Annotated in this window: 24 protein-coding genes and 1 pseudogene; 4 read left to right on the top strand and 21 right to left on the bottom strand. The window is 39.0% G+C overall.

Annotated elements, in window-relative coordinates; genetic code table 11:
- Positions 1 to 43 precede the first annotated feature (43 nt).
- From L1611_RS18720 to L1611_RS18660, 14 genes are all read right to left on the bottom strand, one after another.
- A complete protein-coding gene (locus tag L1611_RS18720) occupies positions 44 to 532 on the bottom strand; it encodes a GyrI-like domain-containing protein (protein WP_236315237.1) in 489 nt (162 codons plus the stop codon).
- A 190-nt stretch (positions 533 to 722) separates the two neighbouring features.
- Complete coding sequence (locus L1611_RS18715) at positions 723 to 2237, bottom strand: sodium/proline symporter (RefSeq protein ID WP_236315236.1); 1515 nt, start codon at positions 2235 to 2237, stop codon at positions 723 to 725.
- Positions 2234 to 2368, bottom strand: coding sequence for a hypothetical protein (locus L1611_RS20750; protein ID WP_265738517.1), 135 nt, complete (start codon positions 2366 to 2368; stop codon positions 2234 to 2236). The genes L1611_RS18715 and L1611_RS20750 overlap by 4 nt, the downstream gene beginning before the upstream one ends.
- Before the next feature lie 35 nt (positions 2369 to 2403).
- Positions 2404 to 3168, bottom strand: a complete 765-nt coding sequence (locus tag L1611_RS18710) for an ornithine cyclodeaminase family protein (protein WP_236315235.1) — start codon at positions 3166 to 3168, stop codon at positions 2404 to 2406.
- Between the two features lie 94 nt (positions 3169 to 3262).
- A complete protein-coding gene (locus L1611_RS18705; protein ID WP_236315234.1) occupies positions 3263 to 4051 on the bottom strand; it encodes a VOC family protein in 789 nt (262 codons plus the stop codon).
- A gap of 83 nt (positions 4052 to 4134) precedes the next feature.
- Positions 4135 to 4359, bottom strand: a complete 225-nt coding sequence (locus L1611_RS18700) for a hypothetical protein (RefSeq protein ID WP_236315233.1) — start codon at positions 4357 to 4359, stop codon at positions 4135 to 4137.
- 510 nt (positions 4360 to 4869) lie between these two features.
- Positions 4870 to 5772 carry a nuclease-related domain-containing protein gene (locus L1611_RS18695; protein ID WP_236315232.1) on the bottom strand — a complete coding sequence of 301 codons (903 nt, stop codon included), beginning with the start codon at positions 5770 to 5772 and terminating at the stop codon, positions 4870 to 4872.
- A 403-nt stretch (positions 5773 to 6175) separates the two neighbouring features.
- Positions 6176 to 6463, bottom strand: coding sequence for a hypothetical protein (locus L1611_RS18690; protein WP_236315231.1), 288 nt, complete (start codon positions 6461 to 6463; stop codon positions 6176 to 6178).
- 118 nt (positions 6464 to 6581) lie between these two features.
- Positions 6582 to 7490 carry an NERD domain-containing protein gene (locus L1611_RS18685; protein ID WP_236315230.1) on the bottom strand — a complete coding sequence of 303 codons (909 nt, stop codon included), beginning with the start codon at positions 7488 to 7490 and terminating at the stop codon, positions 6582 to 6584.
- A gap of 169 nt (positions 7491 to 7659) precedes the next feature.
- Positions 7660 to 8589, bottom strand: coding sequence for an LCP family glycopolymer transferase (locus L1611_RS18680; protein WP_236315229.1), 930 nt, complete (start codon positions 8587 to 8589; stop codon positions 7660 to 7662).
- A gap of 25 nt (positions 8590 to 8614) precedes the next feature.
- Positions 8615 to 10006, bottom strand: a complete 1392-nt coding sequence (locus tag L1611_RS18675; RefSeq protein ID WP_236315228.1) for a glycosyltransferase family 2 protein — start codon at positions 10004 to 10006, stop codon at positions 8615 to 8617.
- Positions 10007 to 10694: 688 nt separating this feature from the next.
- Positions 10695 to 11159, bottom strand: coding sequence for a DMT family transporter (locus L1611_RS18670; RefSeq protein ID WP_236315227.1), 465 nt, complete (start codon positions 11157 to 11159; stop codon positions 10695 to 10697).
- A 31-nt stretch (positions 11160 to 11190) separates the two neighbouring features.
- Positions 11191 to 11889, bottom strand: coding sequence for a Crp/Fnr family transcriptional regulator (locus tag L1611_RS18665; protein WP_236315226.1), 699 nt, complete (start codon positions 11887 to 11889; stop codon positions 11191 to 11193).
- A 29-nt stretch (positions 11890 to 11918) separates the two neighbouring features.
- Positions 11919 to 12344 (bottom strand): DMT family transporter, encoded by a 426-nt coding sequence (locus tag L1611_RS18660; RefSeq protein ID WP_236315225.1) that lies wholly within the window; start codon positions 12342 to 12344, stop codon positions 11919 to 11921.
- 510 nt (positions 12345 to 12854) lie between these two features.
- On the opposite strand from L1611_RS18660, the gene L1611_RS18655 reads away from it, so the two are divergent.
- Positions 12855 to 13406 carry a DJ-1/PfpI family protein gene (locus L1611_RS18655; protein WP_236315224.1) on the top strand — a complete coding sequence of 184 codons (552 nt, stop codon included), beginning with the start codon at positions 12855 to 12857 and terminating at the stop codon, positions 13404 to 13406.
- Positions 13407 to 13522: 116 nt separating this feature from the next.
- On the opposite strand, the gene L1611_RS20995 is transcribed toward L1611_RS18655, so the two are convergent.
- The 4 genes and pseudogenes from L1611_RS20995 to L1611_RS18640 all read right to left on the bottom strand — a co-directional run bounded on the left by L1611_RS20995 (position 13523) and on the right by L1611_RS18640 (position 15485).
- A complete protein-coding gene (locus L1611_RS20995; protein ID WP_407681752.1) occupies positions 13523 to 13693 on the bottom strand; it encodes a class I SAM-dependent methyltransferase in 171 nt (56 codons plus the stop codon).
- A 201-nt stretch (positions 13694 to 13894) separates the two neighbouring features.
- Complete coding sequence (locus tag L1611_RS18650; RefSeq protein WP_236315223.1) at positions 13895 to 14287, bottom strand: sigma-70 family RNA polymerase sigma factor family protein; 393 nt, start codon at positions 14285 to 14287, stop codon at positions 13895 to 13897.
- Between the two features lie 9 nt (positions 14288 to 14296).
- Positions 14297 to 14416 (bottom strand): annotated as a pseudogene (locus tag L1611_RS20745) (sigma factor-like helix-turn-helix DNA-binding protein); the annotation flags it as partial.
- A 400-nt stretch (positions 14417 to 14816) separates the two neighbouring features.
- Positions 14817 to 15485, bottom strand: a complete 669-nt coding sequence (locus L1611_RS18640; RefSeq protein ID WP_236315222.1) for an MBL fold metallo-hydrolase — start codon at positions 15483 to 15485, stop codon at positions 14817 to 14819.
- 596 nt (positions 15486 to 16081) lie between these two features.
- Here L1611_RS18640 and L1611_RS20990 point away from each other — a divergent pair.
- The 3 genes from L1611_RS20990 to L1611_RS18630 all read left to right on the top strand — a co-directional run bounded on the left by L1611_RS20990 (position 16082) and on the right by L1611_RS18630 (position 17710).
- Entirely contained in the window at positions 16082 to 16483 is a 402-nt protein-coding gene (locus L1611_RS20990) for an ArsR/SmtB family transcription factor (RefSeq protein ID WP_407681750.1), read from the top strand.
- Positions 16473 to 16976: an SRPBCC family protein gene (locus L1611_RS18635; RefSeq protein ID WP_236315221.1), complete on the top strand. Its 504-nt coding sequence runs from the start codon at positions 16473 to 16475 to the stop codon at positions 16974 to 16976. The genes L1611_RS20990 and L1611_RS18635 overlap by 11 nt, the downstream gene beginning before the upstream one ends.
- 155 nt (positions 16977 to 17131) lie before the next feature.
- The gene (locus tag L1611_RS18630; RefSeq protein ID WP_236315220.1) at positions 17132 to 17710 is read left to right on the top strand and encodes a dihydrofolate reductase family protein; all 579 of its coding nucleotides are present in this window, start codon (positions 17132 to 17134) and stop codon (positions 17708 to 17710) included.
- Here L1611_RS18630 and L1611_RS20740 read toward each other — a convergent pair.
- The 3 genes from L1611_RS20740 to L1611_RS18615 form a co-directional block, all read right to left on the bottom strand.
- Positions 17700 to 17990, bottom strand: a complete 291-nt coding sequence (locus L1611_RS20740; RefSeq protein WP_407681749.1) for a transposase — start codon at positions 17988 to 17990, stop codon at positions 17700 to 17702. The genes L1611_RS18630 and L1611_RS20740 overlap by 11 nt on opposite strands.
- A gap of 384 nt (positions 17991 to 18374) precedes the next feature.
- The gene (locus L1611_RS18620; RefSeq protein WP_236315219.1) at positions 18375 to 18974 is read right to left on the bottom strand and encodes a TetR/AcrR family transcriptional regulator; all 600 of its coding nucleotides are present in this window, start codon (positions 18972 to 18974) and stop codon (positions 18375 to 18377) included.
- Positions 18975 to 18996: 22 nt separating this feature from the next.
- Positions 18997 to 19482, bottom strand: coding sequence for an ABC transporter ATP-binding protein (locus L1611_RS18615; RefSeq protein ID WP_236315218.1), 486 nt, complete (start codon positions 19480 to 19482; stop codon positions 18997 to 18999).
- Between the last annotated feature and the right edge of the window lie 48 nt (positions 19483 to 19530).

The raw sequence follows: 19530 nt of genomic DNA, 5'->3' as shown, positions 1-19530 counted from the left end.
TTGCTAGGAACAGTGAGAGTCAGACACTAATGGGACAGCCCCTTCATCTTACAGGCAAATGAAGGACAAATTCAGAATCTAACCCTTTATAAGGCAGGAAAAGCTCAAATCCAAAATCATCGGTTTGTTCATAGCCTTCATTCTTCATCCATTCGTGTAGATACTGGTACGGATCAAAAGCATCGGTTGCTGGATCATATCGAAGTACAGCATATTTTCTTGCAGGGATGGCTTTCGAAATCATTTCCTCGGGAATGTTGTCGAAGTCACTCACCTCTACTCCCGCTATCCATGTGAATTCCTCCGTGTCAGGGTCCCAATTAGGGGGATCGACAAACATACCGTAGGATACAGGTTCATTGATCCGATTTTTAATTCGATGGATATGATGCTGATAGAATTCCTCAACCAACTCGGGGATTTTCTCATGCCGATCAGCCATTGTCGTGGAGCAAGACATACCCACCAATTTAAATCCGGACTTTTTCACAATATCCGGGGCAATACCCCTTGTTTCCGTACGTCCACGCATATTATCAACTCCTGTAAGGAATAGATTCTTTCATTTACTATTTCGATTCGGCCCTTTCCATTTCCTTCTAATTGGACGTACCTATACATAACTATTTGATTCTCGTGAACATCACTCCCTTGTATCGGTGCCAGGCACCATTTTGAAGTCCTTGAGCAGCAAGGGATCATAAAAGGTGCCTGGCACGTCATCAGGAGGCGAGATCTTCAATGGTTTCTTTGGCATTTGAAGGTTTTTTCGTGAACAAGCTTACAACGACGGTGACCACCAGTGCCATGAGGAAGCCTGGTACCGCTTCATAGGTGATGCCGAAAAGAATCTTGGAAAACAAGGCTTTGATATCGGGCAGATAGTTTAATGTCCATGCCGGCTGATTTTTGACGAGGATCACCGTCACCAAACCGACGAGCATTCCCCAGAACACGCCTTGCTTTGACGTCCCTTTCCAATAAAATGATAGAAGAAGCGCTGGACCGAAACAGGCTCCTAATCCACCCCAGGCAAACAAGACCATCCAGAAGACGAATTCCTGTGCGGAAAAAGCAAGCCAAACCGATAAGAGCATGAGGACGCCGATTGCTATCCGGCTATATAACACGAGTTTTTTGCCATCCAGTCCTTTGCCCTTTCCAATCAACCGGTCGTATATGTCACGGACTAGTGAGCTGGACCCGACTAAAAGCTGGCTATCTGCACTGGACATGATCGCTGCTAAGATCGCGACGAGCAGAATACCCATAAAGAAAGGATTGAGCAATTCATTTCCTAACGTAGTAAAAATCGCTTCTTGATTTTCTCCAGGCAGAGATGAAATGTCTGGGAAGTAAGCACGCCCTGCAAGTCCGACCATAATCGCCCCCCAACCCATGATGACATTCCAGACCGACCCGATAAGGGCAGCTTGCCTCATTTCCTTGATGTTCCTCAAAGACATGTAACGGACCAGGATATGTGGGTTTCCAGGACTCCCAAATCCTATTCCGATCACATTCATCGCCACACCAAATCCAAAACCGAATATACCGTAATAAGCTGGGCCTTGGGTATGTAACACATCCAATATAGGCCCAAAACCACCCAACCCGATAATCGCGATAATAGGCAAGACGACAAGGGATAAAAACATGAAACCTGCTTGCAGGACGTCTGTCTTACTTACTGCATGGAACCCTCCAAGTACTGTGTAAGCTAATAAAATAGCAGCTGTAAACCACATCCCGCCAGTTGTGGATAGGCCGAGGCTTGAAGAAAATGCCGTTCCGCCAGCAACCACCTGACTCCCTACATAAGCAATCATGAAGAATGTAATGATCAGTGCACTTGTAATCCGAAGAAGGTTTGTTCTATCCTGATAACGTTTTTCAAGGATATCCGGGATCGTAATGCTATCTGTACTTTCACTATATTTTCGAAATCGGCGGGCAACGAAAAAGAACATGAAAACCTCTACGGTAATGAACCCGGCTAACGCCCAAACGGCTAACAACCCACTAGCATAGGCTGTGCCTGTCACACCTAAGACCAGCCAGCCGCTCCGTCCTGAGCTGACAGCACTCAAGGCTACCGTCCACTTCCCTAAACCACGCCCTGCCAAGAAGAAATCAGTCAACCCGCCGGAGCTTTTTTTTGAACTCATGACCCCGATGGCTAATAATAATAAGAGATAAATAATGATTATTGATACAGTCATTGGATGGGCATTCATTTTGAAATCCCCTCCTTACGTTCAACTTCAACTTCCCGATCTCTCTTCCCTAAGACCACATAACAAACAACAGCTATGAGAATAATTCCTCCAGGCACACCAATCAAACCCATGAAGATTTCAAAATTCATTTTTGTCACCCCATATCCTAGACTTAATATGTCATTTATTGTTGATTGCAGACACTTTTCTCATAAATGAACTTTGCCGTAACCAAATCGAATAATGCCATGCCTACTGATTTGAATAATGTATAAGGTACTTGTCCCTGCTTTCCCTGGATCATATCTTCAAGAGTGTAAAAACGAGCTTCATCCCCTTGCAGTTCCTTTGCCTTAATCATGTCTCCAGATTCCGTCAAGGCAGTCGTTGTATCGACAAAAATTGGTTTGGTGGATTGTAAAAGCTTTTCAGGAAGCTCTAGCATGGCTGGTTTATAAGAGCCTACCGCTACAATATGCTTCCCCTCCCATGCTTCAGTCTCCAAATCAGGGAGTACCGGGCTTGTCGAAGTTGTCGTCGTCACAATGATGTCCGAAGACTCTACTAAAGTATCAACATCTACACCCTCTACGGAGATACCAGGGTATTCATCATGGATCCTTTCTTTAAAAGTCTGCAATTTTTCAAGACTTCGATTATGTAAAAATACCTTTTTGATATCCCGGACAGCAATGGATGCTTCCAAGTGGCTCCAGCCCTGTACTCCTGTTCCGACTATTCCGACCCGATCTGCGGATTCCTTTGCTAAATATTTCATGCTTAGCCCGCCTACCGCACCAGTTCGAAGAGCTGTAACAGCTTTTCCATCCATAAACGCTAACAGTTCAAGAGTCTCGCGGTCATGGAGGATCATCGTACCGTGGATCGTATCTTTGTTTATCCCGTAACATAACTTCAGGTTTTCCTTGAAAGTACCGGTCCAGCTCATGGATCAAGGATTCCATTGACACGAGTTTGTGAATCTCTTTTTCATCAAAGTACTTCATGTAAGCCTTCTTTTCATATCCTTTAAACCATTCGCCCTATTCCATCAAAAAATATGTCCCTCCATTAACTTTCTCTATCCTGGCATTCTTACAGCCTTTTATCCCGCATACAACCGGCCTTTCGGATGCATCGCCATAACTGGATTCTCTTTTTTTATAAAATCGAATGGTGAAATCTCCAAAAATAGAAAGTTCGATGAAAGATCCCGATGCATCTCTCCGATGTACTGCGTCCGGGTATGTAGAGAATAAAGATGCATATTGATGAAAGGCTTCTTTTTCATCTTCAACATTAAAACCGATAAACGATATTGATGGTGTTCCGACAGAATGTTCCATCATACCAGCCATTTCCCTTTCACGTTGTTCATCGGTTTCGCCCCATTGTATGAAAAATGGATAACGCAATGGCATGTTCTCATTTTCCTTAATAAAAAGCATCGACCATTGTAAAAGGGAGCCATCTTCTTTTCTCCGCTGGCCATCAACCGGCCCGATGATTTCATATCCTCGTTCCTCCAACCACACGGCTAATGAAAAATTATCATTTGTTCGGAGTGCGATATTGGAAAAGCCCTCTCTGTAAGTGGAGTCCTTTACGATTTGTTGGATCAAAACATTGTCCGATCCCTTTGCCGCTTGATCATCTTCAATACCGATCCATTCGATATACCGTAATCCCGGAAAAAAACTCAGACAATTATGCGTCCCCCAATTCGGATGTCTTCCTCCTGTATAGGCATTGAACCCTAGTGTCCTGAACTTGTCCATTGCCTGATCAGGCCGATAAGCAAAATGGATAAGATGGTCAAATCCCAATATCAAATAGGTCACCGCCTTTAGACACAATTTTCGAATATATGACTTTGTTCGATTTCAATCTAAAAAAACCTCCCTTAATTTTTAAATTACATCAGGGAGGTAGCTGAAAAGAAGCTTTTAAAATACAGGACTCTTGATTTATGAAAATATTGTAACTCGGCGTATTTGTAGTACAAGGCTGGATTACTCGCATAAGCCATCCTTTGGCGTTCATAATGTTCAGCTAAAGCTGCATGCTGAAAAAAGTTTTGCTGGGCCTCTTGGACTGATTTTGGCTGTTGAACCAGCATTTGTCGATAATGCCCGCCCATATATCGCCCCCCTGTCACCTGTTGCTTCATTTTATGCGATGCAGGTTTGTCTTGGTCCAGACGATAGTCCTGAAAATAGAGTTGGGCATTTAGACGTTGCTTCTTATCGTGGATTCAAAAAGGTTTGCTTATACTCAGGCTTTTTTCGCGCGTGATTTGGTTTCCTAAGTATTTTGCTAGGATTTTTTGGATGGGATGGATAAGTAGTTTTGTTGGTTTTTTTGTCCAACGGTTTTAAAACTTGCATATTACCCCTCCTTAACTATTATGGTAATTGTCCTATACCCTTTTTCAATATTTTTCAAACATCCTTTCGAACTTTTCATAAGGATTTGCTATTCCTGATCGTTGAAATTTGCGAAATCATTTGCTTTCCGCGGGTGAATCGCAAATCGGCTCGCTCGTTCCTGCTGCAGGGTTTTGCCTTGGTTATCCCTGTGGACAGTATTGTGAGTTTCGCTTAAAGAAACAGTCACAATTTAACAGGGTTTTATGATAAAAATAATTGATTCAATTAATGATATGGGTGTTTTCGATGAAATTCTTGATGTCCTCTATTTCAGCTATAGAATAAAGATCATACTTATTCTCTAATTCTTTTACAAAGAAATCGTAGAGGGTATCCAGTTTGTCAAAGACAGGTGGGATCTCCTTTTGGGAATAATTGATCAGCTTGCTATTGCCATGGTTGACATACAGAATCGGTGTTATGTGTGCTTCACCGACATGGACTTCAAGTAATTCCTCCATTGACCTGGAACCAGTCAAGACCCTTCTTGAGGGATCAGCAATCGCCCTGACCTTCAATTCATTTGGATTTCCGTCAACATGCATATAGACGATCGTTTTTTCAGTCTCTTGTTCATAAGGAGCATAAAAATTATCATGGATGAATGGAAATTCGTTGGCTTTCTCTTTTGATAGCCCAAACAGGACATTCCCATGCCAGTCTTTTGTGCCGATGATATAGATTCCTGTACTCATGACAACCAAATGGTCGATTTTTGCAGATCGGATTTGCCCTTCCTCTGTTTTGAAAGGTACAAAAACATTAGGTATGATCAACATTTGCAAAGGGTTGAGCATTCCTTGTGACACTAATTTTTCCTTTATTTCAGTCAATAGGTTATGTGTATTGATTTCACTCTCATTTCTAGAAAGCTTTTCAATGCAATGGATATAGTCCTTAAATTCATCGATTTTCGTCTCATAAACATCCTTGACCTTTTCAACCTCTTCTTCTTTCTGTTGCTGCAGATTGTTTTTCACTTCAGAAATACTGGCTGTTGCCTTCATCTGATACTGTTCAATCATTCGATCATAATCTTTATGTTTTTTCTTTATAAAAAATAATAACCCGATTACCACACAAAGCAATACGAGATTGACAGCAATAAAGAAAATCATTTCCATAAAAAAAACACTCCCATCGTTCCATTTACTTATGGGTCTGTTATCCTAGTTCGCTTTTCCCGCAGGAGTGACGCGAATTTACTTATAGCAATTTATAAAAATCTAATATCTACCCAAAAACGTCTTATGTATAAACTTCGAAAAAACCTATGTAAATAAGTTCGTATTATTTTAATTATCTTAGAAAAGCGTAAACGCCCTGGTCAGCCACGAGGGTCACTGGAAGTCCGACGAGGAGGCTCAAAACCAAACAAAGTTCGGTTCTGCGTGGATAAACCCTTCGATCTAAATCAATGTGTCGACCGCCACATAAGGACTGAAGTGATCCAAGTAGGTGGGATAGTGCCGCACCAGAATGTTATATCTTCATATAAAAAAGCCTCAACAGAAAAAGGTCGAGACTTCATACTTTTCCAAAATGGATGAGGACAGACAAAATGACAAATCCTAACACGATTTTCAATGCACCGTAGATCGGAAAGTAAATTTTAATGCAGTAATCGGGGACTGAAAATACCGAATTCGCCACGATTTTCTTTTTTATGCTTTCGATATTACAATCTTCATCTAAAGTTCGTGCTCGAAGCTGGAATTTCCCTTTCCACCTGTGCAGCAAGCCCGGTAGATAATAAGGAGCTGCAACAAGTAGAATACCCATCAACCAATAATAAATAACCAAAAGTAAGAACATACCATCACCATGTCCTTTAAGTTCCTGGATTCGTTTTTATAGGGTATACAAATTAATGAAATGTATGTGTGCTGTCAGAAATATTCCTTATTGGTTGAGTGTGCTTGCTTCATGTGTTTTACTGTTCCAATTCGATTAGTACACTTTCTATTAGGTTTTTTAGCTTTTCTAATTCAAACTCAGAATGATTGGTACTACCATCTTCCAATTGCCTCAAAAAGAACGTATAGAGGGTTTCTTGATCATCAATCACATAAGGGGTTTTGGATTGCGAATAATTAATTACATTATTTTCATGATGATCAAAATAAAGGATAGGGGTTACAGAAAAATGCCCAAGATGATCTTCAAGCAATTGTTTAATTACAGAAACTCCCGTCATGACTTGTGTCGTCGGATCATCAACAGGGATGATATTCAATCCATTTAAATTGTCTTTTTCATTCTTCATTACGACTGTTTTTTCAGTGTCCTTTTCTTCAATTGGGAAAAGATGATCGAGAATAAGTGATAATTCTTTTGCTTTTCCTTTTGTAATCCCATATAACACATCCCCGTCACACTCATTGGTATCAATGATGTAAATGCCAGTCCTCATCAATACGATGTGATCGATTTTTATAGGTATTATTTCTCCGTTAGTTGTCTTGTTCGAAATGAATACATTAGACAAGATTTTCATTTGGGAAGGTTTGATCGCATAATCCGAAACCAGCTCTTCCTTGATCTCGGTCAACATTTTATGAGTACTGACTTCACTTGTCGTTCTAGAAAATTTTTCTACCGTTTGGATATATCTTTTATATTGATTCATTTTCTTTTCATAACTTTTCCTGATCTTATCTGCCACTTTTTCTTTCTCTTGCAGAAGATCATTTTCAACCTTAGAAAGACTTGCTACCGCTTCTGTTTGAAACGAATCAATCAGTTCATCATACTCTACATGTTTTTTCTTGATAAATACCAATAGACCAAAGATAATACACATTAATACTAAAATGATTCCAAGAAATATAAGTGTATCCATAAAAAACCCTTTCCTTATTTATTTTCTTTTTATACGTTTTTCGAGGTCCACTTTATTGATAGGTTCGTACAATGAAAATTGGTTTGTTTTTACATGGAAACAAATTTTGGGCCCTACTTAAATGAAGAAAAGAGGGAAAAAATATCCCTCCTTACCACCCCTCTTAAGGTTATCTATCCAGTCCCAAATGTTTTTTCAGTTCATTAGAAATCGTATGGAGCTTTTTCTTATCAGGCACATAATAATAAGTCCCTTTTATTTTTTTATCCGATCCTTCAATTTTATGCTGCTGTATGTTTTCACGAGCAGCCTTATAATTTGATTGGACCTTCCACATATCATTGAAAGTCAAGTTTGTTTTGACATTATGTTCGACAACCTTGACGATTTCGCCGAATTTCGTTACAGAAGAAATATTCGCCCCTTTTTCGATGACTGCTTCAATCACTTGGCGTTGGCGGATTTGTCGGCCAAAGTCCCCTCTTGGATCTTGCTTCCTCATCCGTGCAAATATCAATGCTTCTTCACCTTTTAAATTAAGTCGACCTTTTGGAAATCGCATCTTTTTATCAGTGAAAGTGGCTTTATACGTATTAAAATCTAAATCATTGTTCACTTCGATGCCACCAACTGCATCGACGATTTGTACAAAACTCTTCATGTTGACTTTTACATAATAATCAACCGGGACATCTAAGAGATTCTCAACAGAAGAAATGGTCATCGCTGTCCCCCCGACATGATAAGCAGAGTTGATCTTATCTTCAGCACCTTTTATCCTGGTGTAAGTATCTCGGGGAATACTTACCATATGCGTTGATTTGGTATGAGGATTGATGGTCATTAGAATCAACGTATCTGATCGGCCACGTTCTTCACCAGCGCTTTTATCAATCCCCATTAACAGGATGGAAATCGGATCACTTTTCTTAAGGTTGATCTGATCATGGTGTTCTTCAAATTCCGGTTTCCTTTCGATATCGATCTCTTCATGTATACTAGATGAGGTAGAGGTTACAAATTGCCATGTGAAACTACCTGCCCCCAAAATCAATACCGTAATAAACGTAGCAATAAAAAGTACAAATTTCTTAAACAACAATCCTACCACCCACTATAAATACCTATGCTGCATGCTTTGAATCGGCGTGATAATCCCGCCCGGTCCGCTTAACCTTGTTCCATTTCCTATTAAAGAAATAAGAAATGCTTCCATACATCACAAAATACATCGTTACAAAACGATAAACAAAAATGTCAAAGAAGAGTGCGGATATTAAACGGAAAATATCTTTCCATTCAAACGAAAAGCCGTAATGCTTTCCTATTCCGACGGCTACCAGATCGTATATTAAACCGAAGAAAAAAAGCCAAAACAAATAAAAGAACACGTAGTTCAAGTAAGAGTTTTGAGGGGCATCCAACATATTCATAATTACAATCCCTGTCATTACAAAGGACGCCAGGGTGCCAACCAGGAACGTTTCGAAAATATAAAAAAAGGACACTGCTTTAGTAAATAACGTTTTTCCAAAGAAAGTACGGAAATGAATGACACAATCGATATAAGCCTTTTGCCAACGTAAACGTTGCTTGATTAGATCTTTCCAAGTCTCTGGTAATTCTGTGTAACCGACAGCGTCTGCTATGAAACTGATTCTCAAATTCTTATGCTTAGCCATATATTTATGGATCCGGAGAGTGATGTCGATGTCTTCTCCTATTGTTTTTCGATAGCCTCCTACATCCAATAAAACCTGTTTTCGGAATATCCCAAAGGCTCCTGATATGACTGCTAAGGCATTAAAACGAACAAGAGACAACTTTGAAATATAAAAGGCTTTTAAGAAATCCAACACCTGGACGCGTAGTAACATATTTGCGTAATGTAAAGACAAGCGATTCAAAGGTTGATTGGTTTTTGTTTGCAAAACATGTACCATCCCACCTGCCGCGACAACATCCTCATCTTTCAAAACATCGTTCACTGCAGATAATGCATTATCCGCCAAAATAGTATCTGCATCTAATGTGATGACAACATCATTACTCGCATATTCGATTCCTGCATTTAGTGCGTCTGCTTTCCCACCATTCATCTTATCAATGACATAGATGTTCGGGTAAAGGCCAGATTGATAGACCCCTTTTACTTTCTCGTGGGACAGTTTACCGCATGGGGACTTTGAGCTTGTTTTCAACTGGAGTAATTCTTTCATAGATTTCATCGTATCGTCCGTTGAACCATCATTTATATAGATGACTTCGAAATGAGAATAAGATAATTCTTTCATACTCTCGAGAGACGTTTCTAAAATACCTGTTTCATTGTAACAGGGAATTAATATGCTTATTCCTTTTTCCTCTTCATAACCATGATCGATCATCCATTTTTTCAGCTTAGGATCACGTCTGATCCTTTCATTAGATTCACGGAACCAGGGTAGACAATGATATAAATGCAAAATCGGAAAAGTAACACTCAATAAGAAAAAAACGGCAATTAGTATTTCCAAAGATAGACACTCCTTAAGGAACAAAACACAACTCAAAATTATTCTGTTCAATAATTATTCCATTAAGGATGTCAGTTTTGGTGGGTAATTGTCGAAAAACCTACAAAAGTATGTGACCTTTTTTCTTACAAGTTTTTATCCATGGGAAATAGGTAATCAATATTAAGATAATAAAGGAAAATCAGGAAAGGAATTTACATAAAACGAATTCCTCCTCATATATCGAAAAGCATTTTCTGAAGGATAGATCGTAGCTATTGAAATATAAAAACAAATGGCGTACCCAATGTCATAGGAGTACGCTAATTTAGTACATGGAAAGTCTTTTCTATCAAAAGGTTGTCTTATTTTTCGCTAAACGCAATGTGCAAACCAATAATGCCTAGAAGTGAGCCTTTTATGATATAATTTTAACCGCAATAAGAATGACAAAACTAAGGTTAAATCCATTCCACTCCCCCATCATGACTGCCTTCGAAATACGTCCTATTTATTGTTTAAACTTGATCATTACTCAAGAAAATGCTGCTAGAATCATTTTTATGATACCATATACGACCTGACATTGAATTATGAAAGGATAAAAACGAGGGACATTTGAAGAAGGAAAAGAAATACAGCTTTTAGGGGATGAATCAAGGTGCGACTTTACTATATCTCGATCGGCAAGGTTCTCTTCCTTTTCCAATTAACTCGCCTTAGACGAATGATGTTCTTCACGCTTATCGAATTTAAAGACGATAATACCGCCAACAATAACCAGAACACCGATCAATTGTTTTGGAGTGAAAGGTACCTTTTCCAAGCCTAACCAACCGAACGAATCCAATAATAGAGCAAATCCAAGCTGTGAGGTCATTGCAATCGAAATCGCATAAGTCGATCCAAGCCGTTTGATGCCCTGTACCAGACATGTGACCACGCCGATACCGATCAACCCACTGAACCAGTACCATATCTCCATATTACTCAAATTGAACATACTTTTGCCTTCAAAAATAAAACCGATCATAAATGATGCTAAGGCTCCTAAACCTAGAACAAGAGTTGTCGTAGTCCATGAACCAACGTAAACATTAACTTTACTATTGAAAATATTTTGCAAACTGACTAACGACCCCGCTGTAATTGCCATTAATAGTCCTAAAACCATTCCAGATTTCCCTTTCCTTGTTTATTTCCGTTCATTCATATATATTATGATCTGCTATCTCCTTCAGCCCTTCCCTATTCTTCACATGGAGGAATCCTTTTTTCCTTTCAACCAGTCCTTCTTTACTGAACTTTTGAATGACTCGATTCAAGTGTCTATAGCTAGTACCGATTAAGTTCGCTGTATCTTTCAAACTAAGGGTACTTAATTGACCTTTGAACTGATTGTCTGATTCATCAAAAGAGACAGATAGTAAGTAACTTGCCAATCGCACCTCCACCGGATATAGAAGATTAAAGCTTAGAGAATTGGATTTCACACAAAACTTTCGTGTGATGATTTCCAGTAAAAAATTTAGAAATACAGGGTCATTATGCCCGAACTTTTTTATCCATTGATAATGAATGAGGATCATATGGACAGGCGATACGGCTTCAACTGTATTAATAATGTCAATCCCTTGAACATATTCAACATCACCGATCAATTCCAATGGTGGTTTAAATGAAAGAATAAGCGCTCTACCTTCTGCTGTTGTTGTATATATTTTCACTTTTCCTTTTACAAGAATATACAAATACTCTGATGAATCGCCTTGAGAACAAATTAGTTCTCCCTGATCAAAACGATATAATGTCATATACGATATCAATTTGTCATTAAAGATCGATTCTAATTGATGCTTCTGAATATATTGAACGAACTGATCTGGATCCCGGATCTCTTTCATTTTCTAACCCCATTCCGTGGTTTCGCAAATTAGAATTTCATTATTAAAACACCTACTACCATCATACCTATACCGATGAACTGGGGCAGCTCCATCTTCTGTTCCCCTCCTCCAAACCAGCCCTTACTATCAATTATAAAAGTTAGACTAAGTTGGGCAATCAATAACGCTGCAATGGTCAAGGTGACTCCGATATGTTGAATGGCCACAATATTAGTAAAAACAACAATAGATCCAAAGGTCCCTCCCGTTAAATATAAAGGTTTCACTTGCTTAAATTGTCGCCAATTTCCGTTCCTGATCAACAAAAGGATGAGAAAAGCCGCCAAAAATCCGATCAACTGGGTAATCGTTGCAGTCTTCCAAGTGCCTATATCTTGACTAATCCGTGAATTTGCCACACCCTGTAATGTAATAAAAGCTCCACCTAGAAATGCAAATAAACTTCCTTTCATGCCTACTATCTCCAATGATTTAGACTTCTCTCTTATTAAAAGACATATCCAATTCACCTGGGAAGGACATATGTCCTAAATTATAAAGAAAACTTGGCAAAGCCAAGCCTTAGGCGTAGGCTGAGTCATAGTTGCACTTATACTGAAGAAAGTATTTTATACTTTCTTTAAGTGTAAAGAAACCGCAAGCACCCTGGTTAACGAAGCTGCCGTTTGTTGATATCAATGTAAATAAAATTTTAATAAAAACCGTTACCTTAAAACAATGTTCTCATTAATTCAACCATTGTGTACCTTTTAGATAAATGTAAGACAGTTGTTACTTTGTAAATAAATGGTTTCCTATCCTAATGAGGAATAAACGATGTTTTTACTATTTAATTCCAAACATATGGGTGCGTTCCTTTAAAGGAAATCGTATAGAAATGTTGAATTGAGTAGATGAAAAAACAATATGGAAAGAAAAACACTTTTTATCTACTAAAATTATTTTATATGGAGGTTATGTTCATGAGTAAAAAAGTACTGATTGTTACTGGGGATGCTGTAGAGGCGCTTGAAATTTTTTATCCATATTATCGGTGTCTTGAAGAAGGGTTTGACGTAACGATTGCTTCACCTTCTGTAAAAAAACTACAAACAGTTAGTCACGACTTTATAGAAGGAATGGAAACATATGTAGAAAAACCTGCATATGGCATTGATTCTCAAGTAGCTTTTGATAATGTTAATCCCTCGCAATATGACGGGTTGATTATTCCTGGAGGAAGAGCACCGGAATATATTCGCTTGGAGGAATCATTACCGAAAATTGTCCGCCACTTCTTTGAGGAAAATAAGCCAGTAGGTGCTATCTGTCATGCTGCACAAGTACTTACTATTGTACCGGATTTGATGAAAGGCCGGGAGTATACAGCATATATTGCTTGTAAGCCTGATGTGACTGCATGTGGTGCTACATATATTAATGAAACATTACACACACATCAAAACCTTGTTTCTGGACATGCGTGGCCAGATCTACCTGGGTTCATGCGTGAATTTATTAATTTACTAAAATAAAATAAGTTCCCCAAAGATATCTTGAAGACAAAATTAGGGTTTCAGACCCTATGGATATTAAAGTATTTAAAAACCCAATCTCTCAGTGTTTCCCATGAGAAATTGGGTTTATTTACTCAACAATTGAGGCCTTTAAACGTGATAACAACATTAGCTATAATAATATCAAAACTATTATCTTCATAAGGAATATCCTCAATGTTGAATTGACTGTATTGGATGTTAGGTATCCCCTCTAAATTCTTTTGAACTGTCTCAACCATACCCTCCGAATAATCAGTGAGTATTATGTTCCAACTACTAAGTTATTGTAGCTTTCCATTCTCCACTTTTTGCAGGGGTCATAATCCATTGTACATTCAATCGGATAGCTGGGATCACTGACGATGATCTCATTTTTCGTCATTCTAACCTTAAAAGGAGACTTGAAAAGCTTTTATCTTAGTTTACGGGTTCCTTTTCATTAGGGAAAATCTGCAGTCGACAACCTAAACCCAGGTAAGCTTATCCGGGTTACTTACGATGTATATTCTGGCAAACTTTCCACGTCGGAGTTGTATAAATATAGCGGCCACGGTTTCGTCCCCCGTACGGAGTGCTATACCGGTCTCACCGTTCAGAGGGGCAACCTCCAAGTGAAAACTTCCCTGATAATAGTGCTCTATGCCCTTTAGCAGCAATCGGGCCACGTTATCGCGCATTTGTACCGGACGTTTGATCGCATTTACTTTTCCACCTCCGTCGGAGACGATCATGACGTCTTCGGTCAGCAGAGACTGCAGATGATCGACGTTACCTTGCTTGAGGGATGTGAGGAACCGGCTAACCCATTCCTGTTCGACCTCTTCAGCCGCGACTTTCTCCTCTTCTGATATTCCCATCTTGCTTCTTGCCCTGCTCATCAGCTTGCGGCAATTCGCCTCTCGCTTGCCGAGCAGTTCAGCTATTTCGGGATAATCGAAGCCCAGCGCCTTACGGAGGACGAAAACCGCCCGCTCTGTCGGCGTCAGTTTAATCCTCTACAATCTGGCCCTTTCTGGAATAAGATTCGAATTCAATATACACCTTTAAATCCCCGCCTAACCTAGACGTATTGTATATAGGTTTATTATGATCAACAAAATAATAAACGTGCCTGGATGTCATTTATGACTCCAGAGCACGTTTTTGGGGATTTATCTCATTTTCCGGTTACCAACATTAATGCAAGTGAACAAATCCTGTAGATTTAAAATAAAGATTGATTAGGATCTTCCTTTAACCCTTAAAACAACAGCAAATAAAAAACAGTAATTTTGAAAAAAGTTTGTTCAAAATTACTGTTTTTTTGATTAAATATCAATTTTTTATAATAAAGTTTGATTATTCCTTTTAACTAAAGCACACGTTAATTGAAGAAGGCTTATTGTTTTACTGTTCAAATTCAAGCAAATCAGAAATAAATTCATTTATTTTACCTTTTAAAACTACGCCGTGCCCCGTACATAAATATTCAACATCGTATTGGTTAATTTTTTTTAACCCTTCGATAAATAAACTAAAATTGTGTTGTTTTCTCATTTCCTCGTTTTGAGACCAATCAGAAACAAACTGCTTATATTTTTCCCTCTCCAATCCACCTATATCTACAACATTACCGCTCAATTGTTCTCCGAAAAAACAGATATGGTCTCCGCAAAATAACACTTTGCTCCCACGTTGATATAGTAAAACAGAACCTTTAGTATGGTGTCCAAGGAGAACGCATTCTAAATTACTTACAGTTGAACTTTTATCTGGAAGACTCATCTTTAATTTGTTTCTAAGATTTTCTGGAATTAATTCTAAATCTTGATTATGTATATAGCCTTCTATTTCTCCTGAAAATTGAATTCCTCCAATATGGTCTTTATGACCGTGTGTGGCTATAAAATGAGTTATATCACTATTGGAAATCCCTTTCTTCTTTAATGCGGAAAACAGGAAGTGAGAATGTTCTTCCTTCCCTGAATCAATAAGATTAATATTGTTGTTATCGAGCAACAAATAGCAGTTATTAAATGAGTTCCAAGATTCATCCCACACTAAAAAAGCATACACATCTTTCGCTACCTTCTTCCAAATATGTTTTCATTTTTTTATATCCCCCCCCGATAATTTACAATTTTTATGTATAAATTCGCTCAATTTTCTATTAATACCTTCTTTAACAAAACTGACTGTCATTATATATTTCGGGCCCTTTACGATGCGGTGTCCAACTCGATAAGAAAGACTTTTACAGATCTCATGCGTGCACCGGACAGTCACGGCGGCCAAAATTAAGACATGGATGAGGTGGTATCGAAACGGCGAACATCATCGTTTATCTCAACCAGTAGGAAAGCAATACACTTACGGGAAAGGACCAGAGGATGATAGTGAGTTTTAAGTCGCGCTACATTCCCCAATGACGTGTGGTGTTTTTTCCTGTCTCATTTTATTGGGTCACTCTAGAATAGGTATGAAGTGTTTTATACCACAAAAGACACCTGGGATTAGTTACCGGTGTCTTTATTAGTGGTTCTTTTTGATTCCGCAATATCTGTTGCACACGTAATATTACGCATCTCCTACCATGTTTCGAACAATATTTATTTAAGGATTGACTTTATAAAGTAATTGGTTTAGTGTTATCTATAGATTAATACAACAACATGAGACAATCATCAAAAATAGATAGAAGGGAGGAGAACATATTTGATATATTTTCAGCGCTAGCTGATCCTACACGTCGCAAAATATTGGAAATACTTGCCGATCATGACAAATGCACCGCATCCGAGATTCACAAGCAATTTTCCGTTAGTCCTCAAGCAATCTCTCAACATTTGAAAATACTTCTAGAGGCCAATTTAATCAGTGTGGAGAAACAAGGACAGAAGCGTATCTATCGGCTGAACACCGATATAATGGTACAGTTTGAGGAATGGGCCAAACAAGTAAGGCAAAGGTGGAGCAGACGCCTAGATGCCTTGGATACGGTCTTGAGGACTGAGATGGAAAACATGGAAAAAAATCAAAATCAAGAGCGAAAGGAGACTAATGATGGTCCCTAATCCTAACATGCAAGAGGTTGTTATTACCCGTATTTTCGATTTCCCTGTTGAATTGGTATGGAAGGCGTGGACGAATCCATCACTTGTAATGAAATGGTGGGGACCCACTCACTACACTTCACCGCTCTGCGAAATCGATTTTCGCGAAGGCGGGAAGTTCCTGTTTTGCATGCGTGCACCGGACAGTCACGGCGGCCAAGAATCGTATACTGCTGGTATTTATAAAAAGATTAAACCGATGGAAAGAATTGAATTTAACCAGTACATGTCCGATCAAGACGGTAACTACCTCGACCCGGAACAAGCGGGTTTACCCTCGGATTTTCCGGTGAATATCGAATTTGTTATTGAATTTTTTGAAAGAGGCACGCAAACGGAGCTGAGAATCACGGAGTATGGCTGGATGCAGCATAGTGAGATGCTGAAGTATGCCATCATAGGGATGAACCAATCGCTCGACAAGCTTACTGAAGCAATTGAGCCGATGTATTAGTTCAAAAGAGTCTTAATATCGACAAAAAGAACTCTCGGAAGACATGTCGCAACGTCATTGGGGAATGTAGCGCGACTTAAAATCCAAGAGCTCTATTACTGAAGAAACCTTATCACATGAAATCTAAAATTTCAATATGAAAAGAGGATAGATAGATGGGAAAAATTATTGTATCGGTACACAGTACATTGGATGGTGTTTTCACAGGACCGCGTGGAGACGAGAACAATATGACAAGCTGGGCTATGCCTGGCGTTACGGATTCAATGAAGGACATCCTGACTATGGTCCAGCAGGCCGAAGCCATCTTGATAGGCCGGGTCACCTATGAAGGCTTATCACAAGTTTGGCCGTTTCAGGAGGGAGATTTTGCTGATGCCATGAACAATACTCCCAAATATGTAGCTACTCGCAATATAAATATTCAGGAAGTGCACTGGGGGAATTATAGCAGCACCATCTCCCTGCTTGCCGGTGACTTGAGTCAGAATGTTGCTAAGCTCAAAAATCTAATCCAAGGCGACATCTTGGTTACGTCGAGTGCCCGCCTTGTGCAGAGTCTGATCAATGCGGGGTTGGCGGATGAGATAAGCATAGTTATCCATCCTGTTATCCTTGGCAGCGGCGAGCGATACCTTGATAACATTACAGCCAGGACCGATTTAAAACTCTTAAATACTCAACTTTATGAAAATAGTGGTGCAATGAGGCTGGATTACGAGATTATAAAATAAAAACTAAAGTACGGGGCTGACCCAAAACATCGATGAAAATTGATGTTAGGGTCAGCCTTCTTTTATTTTGAAGGGTTTTCAGTGGATTTTGGTGTATAAGAGACGTAACCCGTCTCTTTGCACACTTTTCTTGGAAAGGGCAGCCGATACATTCTACACAACGATATGTTCGTTGGACTGAAACATATCCATTTTCTGAGGTTCGCTTACGTTCAGCTTGAAAGGCCAACCTTTTATGGTTTGCACAGATGAATTCATCGAGTTCCTCATCATATTCCATGTTCTCAACACGGCCGATTTCCTTATTCCGCTTGCTTGTCTTCTCTTTTTCGAAAGTATTAAAATATTTATAGAGAGACGGAACAAAGTTATTATTTGTTGCCTAAAACTTGGCTACCACAGCAAGGTTCTACCAGCATACCGTGACCTATTTAGCAGCAGCGTAGTGCAGCAGCTTCGAATTGCCTCGCATACGGGTAGTAAAGCAGTGGATGTTAAGGTATGTCCGAATGGCCTTCCTGGTATTGTATTCCAGATTGCACTCAATATCGCTTCCCAATACCTTTGATGGCGGCAAAACTGTAAAGTGGTTGTAGATCAATGTTGATTATGGCGACAAACCTCTCTCATCTTTATCCACCCAACATCATTATCAATCGATTTATTATGTTTTAAAGATTCTCAAAATAAGTTCCACATCAGGTGTTGGAATTATTTTATTACCTTGAAGCTGTTGCATCGCAATCCCTTGAATTACCGCAAAGTATAAAGCAGCTAATTTAACTGGATCTTTATGTACAATTTCTGCTGATTTTTGACCAGCTTTAATAATCGGTAAAATTCCTTCTAATGCATTGGGTGATTTGTCATTAATTATTGATTTAATTTGTTCAGGTACTGCATCAGAAGTAAAAGCTTGGATAGTTATAAGGTTGTAGTAAGCACCGTCTTCTGACATTTCCTTTAAAATCTTTTCGGTCATCCATTTTATTTTTCCTAACGGTGATAATTTTTGTTGTGAGGCATAATCTACAACCATTTTTGATCCTTCTAATGCCCTTTCAACGAGCGTCGAAAAGATTTCATCTTTCGAACTAAAATAATGATAAACCAAACCATGGCTTAAACCAGCTGCTGATTTAATATCACTTATTTTAGTAGCAGCGAACCCACGTTTGGCAAAAACCTTAAGAGCAGACTGCAAAATCTGTTCTCTACGTTCATCTCTTAATTGTTTATTTTGTTCTTCGTTTCTTGGAGACATAATAAAACCCTTTCAACTATTATTATTCTATTGGTTGGTAATCATTTAGTTGACCATCACGGATAAAGACAACACGACTTGCCCTTTCGGAAAGTTCGGGATCATGAGTGACCATTAAAATTGTGTGTCCGTCAGCATGTAGTTTTTCAAGCAGATCTAAAATGAGTTTACCGTTTTCACTGTCAAGATTTCCAGTCGGCTCATCTGCCAAAATGAGATCCGGATAATTAGCTAATGCTCTTGCAATGGAAACTCTTTGCCGTTGTCCGCCCGATAGCTTAGAAGGCATGTGTTCCAATCGGTCCAATAAATTGACTTTTCCCAGAAGTTGCTTTGCTTTCTCATTCGCTTCTTTTCGACTGATTCCTGCAAGCTTCATCGGTAGTGCCACATTTTCTATTGCAGATAAGGAAGAGATCAGATTAAACGTTTGAAAAATGAAGCCTATACGTCTTAATGAACTGACCCAGTAGAATGGAACACGAAAAAAACACCTATGCTGCCGCAACCCTGAATTCAACGGGACTGTGGCAGTTTAATTTAATAAACGGTCGTA

Source organism: Pseudalkalibacillus salsuginis (genome assembly GCF_021646685.1).
Taxonomy (GTDB): domain Bacteria; phylum Bacillota; class Bacilli; order Bacillales; family Fictibacillaceae; genus Pseudalkalibacillus; species Pseudalkalibacillus salsuginis.
This window is presented reverse-complemented; position numbering and strand designations above follow the sequence as displayed.